Genomic DNA, 5,462 nt, shown 5'->3' on the forward strand with positions numbered 1-5,462 from the left:
CCGCCTACCCGCCCGCTTCCACGTACCCGGAGGACCGCTCGCCCTGGTGGCACCCCGGCCGGTTCAAGAACCGGGGGCGCCCATGACGGCCCCGGGACACTCCCTGGCCATCGACGCGGGCTCGCGGTACGTACGCCTCGCCCGCGTCGGCCCCGGCGGCACGCCCGAACCGGTCGAACCGGAGGGCGCGGTGCCCGGCGAGGGGCTGCCCGTGCCCGGGGCCGCGGCCGGTGACCGGGGCGCCGCGCTGCGCGCCGCGTACGACGCCTACCTCCGGCACCACGACGCCCCGCACCGGCTGCTCGTCGTCGTCCCGCAGCACGACCGGGCCGCCCACGCGCGCCGCGCCGCCGACGCGCTCGCCGCACCGCCCGGCGCGGGACCGGCCCCCGACGTGCGCACGCTCGCCACCCCGCACGCCGTGCTCGCCCTCCTGCGCCACACGGGCGGCGTCGCACCCGGCCGGTACGCGGTGTGCGACCTCGGCGCGGCGGCGGCCGAGGTCTCCGTGTGCACGGTGACCCCGGGCGCGGTGGCCGTCGCCGCCACCTCCCGGCACGCCCCCGACGACGGCTACGGCACCGGCTTCGACACGGCCCTCCTGACCCGGGCCGGGCTCCCTCCGGACGAGGACCACCGCCGCGCCCTGGCGGCCGTCCGGGCCGAGCCCGGCGCCGCCCGCCGCCTCGGCCTCGTCCTCGACCGGGCCGCCCGCGACCCCGGCCGCTTCGAGGCCACCGCCGTCCACCACGTGGCGGGCCGCCCGGTCACCGCCGGCGCGGTCCGCTCCGCGCTGCCGCTGCTGACGGACGGCCTGGACCGGGCGCTGGCCGAGGCGCTGGGCCCCGGCCGGGACACCCCGCTCGCCCTGGTCGGCGGCGTCGCCCGACTCGGCCCCCTGCGCCCCCACCTGGACGGCGCCGGCCGGCCGCTCACCGCGCTGCCCGAGGGCACCGACCCGGCCCACGCGGCGGTCCTCGGCGCCGCGCTCGTCGCCGCCGGCCGCGTCGACCCGGCCGACCGCTACCCGTACGAGGTGCGGGTCGGCGCCCACCGCACCGAGGCGGGCCACCCGGCCGACAGCGAACTGCTCGTCAGCGCCGCCGGGACGCTGGAACCGGGCGGGCCCGTCGTCTTCGCCGAGGCGGACGGGCAGCGGATCGGCGTACGCACCCGGGCGGACCACCCGGTGCGCGTGCGGGTCGGCGCCCCCGGAAGCGGCGCCGGCACACCCGTCCGCACCCTCACCCTGCCCGGCGGCGACGCGACGGACCGCTTCCACGTGGGCGTCCGGATCGCCGTGGACGGAACGGCCGCCCTGGTCCTGCACCCCCTGGGCGCCGGAACACCCGGGGCCTTCCCGCTGGGCATCCTGCCGGCCGACATCGGCACCGACTCCAAGGAAGTGGGCCCGTGAACCACCCCGCCCCCGCGCCCGAGGCCCCGCCGGGACCGCACCCGGCACGCCCGCACGGCCGAGGCCTGGTCCGGCCGTGCGCCGCGCTGCTCGCCGCCGCGTTCCTGGCGGCCCTGCCGGCCGCCCCCGCGCAGGCCGCGCCCGCCGCCCCCGGGCCGACCCGCGCCGAGATATACCGCTCGCTCGAACTGGACCGGGAGCCCGCCGACTACGTGATCCTCGTGGACACCTCCGGGTCCATGACCAAGGAGGGCCGGTACAACACGGTCCGGTCGACGCTGCGCCCCTTCCTGGACGGGCTCACGGCGGAGGACCACGTCGCGCTGTTCACGTTCGATTCCCGGACCGAGGCACGGTACGTGGGCGCGGCCGGCGACACCTCGAAGATCATCGCGTCCCTCCCCGGCACCCCCACCCCGGACGGCGACACCGACATCGGGGCCGCCCTGGACGCCGCCCTGAAGGAGGTGGCACGCGACGACGCGGCCCCGGTCGCCTCGGTCGTGCTCCTCACCGACGGCGAACACCGTCCCGCCGCCCACTCCCGCTACCCCAAGGCCTCGGGCCCCGCCTGGGACGCGCTCGGCAAGCGGGCCCGGACGGCCGCCGGCCGCACCGAACTCGCCGGATACGCCATCCCGCTGGGCGGCGGCGCGACCGGCGCCGGCCTCCTCGCGGACGTCGTCCCCGACACCACCGTGCTCCGGCCCAAGGGCATCCAGGACCTCGGCGCCTACCTCGCCAGGGCCGGCGACCGCACCCGCGCCCGCAAGGCCGCGCGGCTGCTCGCCCCCGACACCGGCAAGGGCGTCACCGCCACCTGGGAGGACGGCGGCGCCCTCGACCTCGGCGACGGTTCCGCCACCCGGAAGCTCACCCTGCGCTCGACGACCGCCCATGTCCCGCTGACCGTCAGCGGCCTGCGGGCCTCCGTCACCGGCCCGGACCTCACCGTGGAGGGACTGCCCGGCCAACTCGCCCTGGAACCAGGGGAGTCCAAGACGTACGCACTCACCCTGCACGGCCGGCTGAGCGCCGGCTGGCTGCCCTACCGCAGGACCGAGGACGCGAGCGCCACCCTCCACCTGGCCGGCCGGGTCACCTCCTCCTGGCAGCAGCCCCTCGCCCCCGACATCAAGCTGAAGACCCCGCCGGCGGTCCGCGTCCAGAAGGCGGAGGTGCCGTTGCGGGCGAGCGTCGGCTCCGCCGCCTTCCTGCCGCTCCTGGCGGCCGTCGTCGTGCTCGCCGTCCTCGCCGGCTGGCTGGCCTGGCGGCGGGTGAACCGGCCGCCGCTGCGGGGCGTGCTCCTGCTGGCGACCCCCTTCGGCGGACCGCTGCCCGAACGCATCGAACTGCGGGGCCGCATGATGGCGCTGCGCCCGGTCTCGACCGGCGGCCGGGGCACCGTGCACGGCAGGCGCAGGTCGACGGGCGAGGGCCCCCGCACCGAGCTGCACATCCGGTTCTCCCCGGACGGCACCGCCGCCCGCGAGAGCGGCGCGGTCTGCGCACCGGGCGGCGAAGTCGTCGTCGGCGGCGTCTCCTTCACCCATCTCGCCGAGCCGGCCCGCGCCCAGGCCCCGGCCGCCGGATGGCCGGGATGACCGGCGCCGCGCTGAACGTGGCGGCCACCCGCGTCGGCACCGAGGCCCTGGGCCCCGGGGTGCGGTCGGCGCTCTGGGTGCAGGGCTGCCCGTTCAGCTGCGCCGGGTGCATGGCGCCCGACTGGATCCCCTTCCGGCCCGCCCGACGCGCCGGCCCCGCGGAACTGGCCCGGGAACTGCTGGCCGACGAGCGGGTGACCGGGCTGACCTTCTCCGGCGGCGAGCCGATGGCCCAGGCGGCCGGCCTCGCCGAAGTGGCCCGGCTGGCCCGGGAGATCCGCGACGTCTCGGTCATCTGCTTCACCGGCCACCGGCTCGAACGGCTCCGCACCCGCCCCCCGGACCCCGGCGTCCCCGCGCTCCTCGCCGAGGTGGACGTCCTCGTCGACGGCGTGTACGTGGCCGCCCTGGACGACGGACGCGGCCTGCGCGGCAGCACCAACCAGCGCGTCCACCACCTCACCGGCCGCCTGGCCGGAGCGGACTACGACTTCGAGCACCGCACCCGGTCCGCCGAGATCGCCGTCAGCGGCCCGGAGGCGCTGCTCATCGGCGTACCGCCGCCCGGCCTGCTCGACGCCTTCGACCTCGCGGTCGACGCGGTCCGCACCCGTACCACGAGCCCCGTGAGAGGACAGGAACACGATGAGCGGTAGGAAGCGCATCCAGGTCGACGAGTCGGAGTGGTACCGCATCCAGCGCAAGGCCCAGCAGCTCAAGGACGTACAGCGCAACATCCCCGAGCTCATCGACGAGGTGCGTCGCAAGACCGGCGAGGACCTGGACCGGGTCTTCGCGCGCGTCGAGGAGCGCCAGCAGCGGCACGAGACGGTCGTCCAGGGCCTCAGCGAACAGGCCAGGCGCCTGGAGGCCGACACCGCGCGCCGGCTCCGCGAGCAGGCCGCCGAGGTGCGCGGGGCGCTCGCCGCGTCCGCCGGGCAGATCCGCGAGGAGACCCGGCAGCGCCTCGCCGAGCAGCAGGAACAGGTCCGCCGGGCCATCGCCGAGGAACGCGCCGAACGGCGCGCCGAGACCGCCCGGCTGGCCCAGGAGATCGGCGCGCTCACGGAGGACCGCGCCCGCGCCGGCCGTACCGTACGGACCTGGCTGGGCGACGCCCGCGCGATGGCGGCCGATCTCACCGAGGCCGGGCTCCACGAGCGCTACGCACCCGGCGAGCTCGACCGCCTCACCGGCCGGCTCGCCACCGCCGAACAGAACGCCGCCGAGGGCAGGTTCGACGCGGCCCTCGCGATCGTCCAGGAGACCTACCACTCGCTGAGCGAACTGCGGGCCGACACCGAACAGCGCGAACTGGAGCGCTGCACGGCCCAGATGGCGGCGATCGACGCCCTGGCGACCGTCGCCGGGGAGATCGAGGGCAGCCGCGAACAGCCCGTCACCGGCCCCGACGGGGCGGTCCTGCCCGACTACACCGTGGACGTCGCCTACTGGTCCGACGGCGACTGGGAGCGGCTGCACACGGAGGCCGCCGAGATCCTGACCCGCGCCCGGGACGACGCGACGGGCACCGACGAACTGCTCGCCCTGCGGGACCGGGAGGCACCCCGCCTGGAGGAGGAGCTGGGGGACACCGTCGGCCGGGCGACCATGCGGCACCTGGCCTCGCAGCTCCGGGTGAACCTCGCCGACACCGTGGCCCACACCCTCTCCACCCTGGCCTACTACGACTTCGTCGACGGCGAGTACGAGAACGCCGACCCGCGGGGCTCGTACTACGCCAAGCTGCGCCACGAGAACGGCAACGAGATCGTCCTCGACATCTCGCAGGCCTCGCCCGACTCCGGCGAACAGGTGGTGCGGGTCCTGTCCTACGACTACGACAGCACCTCCGAGGAACAGCTCCGCGACCGGGCCGAGGCCGTCCGGCGGGCCCTCGCCGAGGACGGCCGGGCGGTGCCGGCCGCCCCGGAGTCCGAGCCCGGCACCCCCGACCGCGGCTTCCTGGACATCGAGGCCCACCGGCGGCGCGGGGAGCAGGCCCGGCGCGGGGAGACGGGGAGCGGCGGATGACCCGGCTGAACAAGCCGCCCCGCCCCGCCGCCGGGCCGGTCGTGGAACGCCTCGACGCGGCGGCGCTGCGCGGCGGCGAGCCGTTCACCATCCTCTACGGGCCCGGCGCCGGCGACATCTTCGTGGACACCGCCTACCAGGTGTGCCGGCTGGAGGAGGCGCTGTGGCGGCTGCTGCGCGCCGAGGGCTACGAACGGATCGTCTTCAGCTCCACGGACCACCCCGTCTACTTCCGGGACACCGCCTCCCGGGACCTGTCCCGTCCGGGCGGGCGGCCGTCCGGAACCCGCACCGGCGGCGGCGCCGGGCGGCCCGTCATGCGCACCCCCGGCATGCGCGGCCCGATGGGCACCCTGCGGGTGACCGGCGGACCCGCCCCCGCGCCCCGCGAGGAGAGCGAGCCGCTG

At 77.3% G+C, this 5,462-nt stretch carries 4 protein-coding genes and 1 pseudogene; all 5 read left to right on the forward strand.

Annotation, left to right across the window (positions count from 1 at the left end; all coding sequences use genetic code 11):
• Positions 1-82: 82 nt before the first annotated feature.
• Positions 83-1,417 carry a hypothetical protein gene (locus EAO73_RS35145; RefSeq protein WP_147975592.1) on the forward strand — a complete coding sequence of 445 codons (1,335 nt, stop codon included), beginning with the start codon at positions 83-85 and terminating at the stop codon, positions 1,415-1,417.
• Positions 1,414-3,021 (forward strand): vWA domain-containing protein, encoded by a 1,608-nt coding sequence (locus EAO73_RS35150; RefSeq protein ID WP_224756594.1) that lies wholly within the window; start codon positions 1,414-1,416, stop codon positions 3,019-3,021. Before EAO73_RS35145 ends, EAO73_RS35150 begins: the two co-directional genes overlap by 4 nt.
• Positions 3,018-3,677, forward strand: coding sequence for a 4Fe-4S single cluster domain-containing protein (locus EAO73_RS35155; RefSeq protein WP_147975593.1), 660 nt, complete (start codon positions 3,018-3,020; stop codon positions 3,675-3,677). The genes EAO73_RS35150 and EAO73_RS35155 overlap by 4 nt, the downstream gene beginning before the upstream one ends.
• Positions 3,667-5,055, forward strand: coding sequence for a hypothetical protein (locus EAO73_RS35160; protein WP_147975594.1), 1,389 nt, complete (start codon positions 3,667-3,669; stop codon positions 5,053-5,055). Before EAO73_RS35155 ends, EAO73_RS35160 begins: the two co-directional genes overlap by 11 nt.
• A pseudogene (locus EAO73_RS35165) lies at positions 5,052-5,462 on the forward strand (ATPase); the annotation flags it as partial. The gene EAO73_RS35160 and the pseudogene EAO73_RS35165, both read left to right, overlap by 4 nt.

It is taken from the genome of Streptomyces sp. col6 (genome assembly GCF_008042035.1).
Classification (GTDB): domain Bacteria; phylum Actinomycetota; class Actinomycetes; order Streptomycetales; family Streptomycetaceae; genus Streptomyces.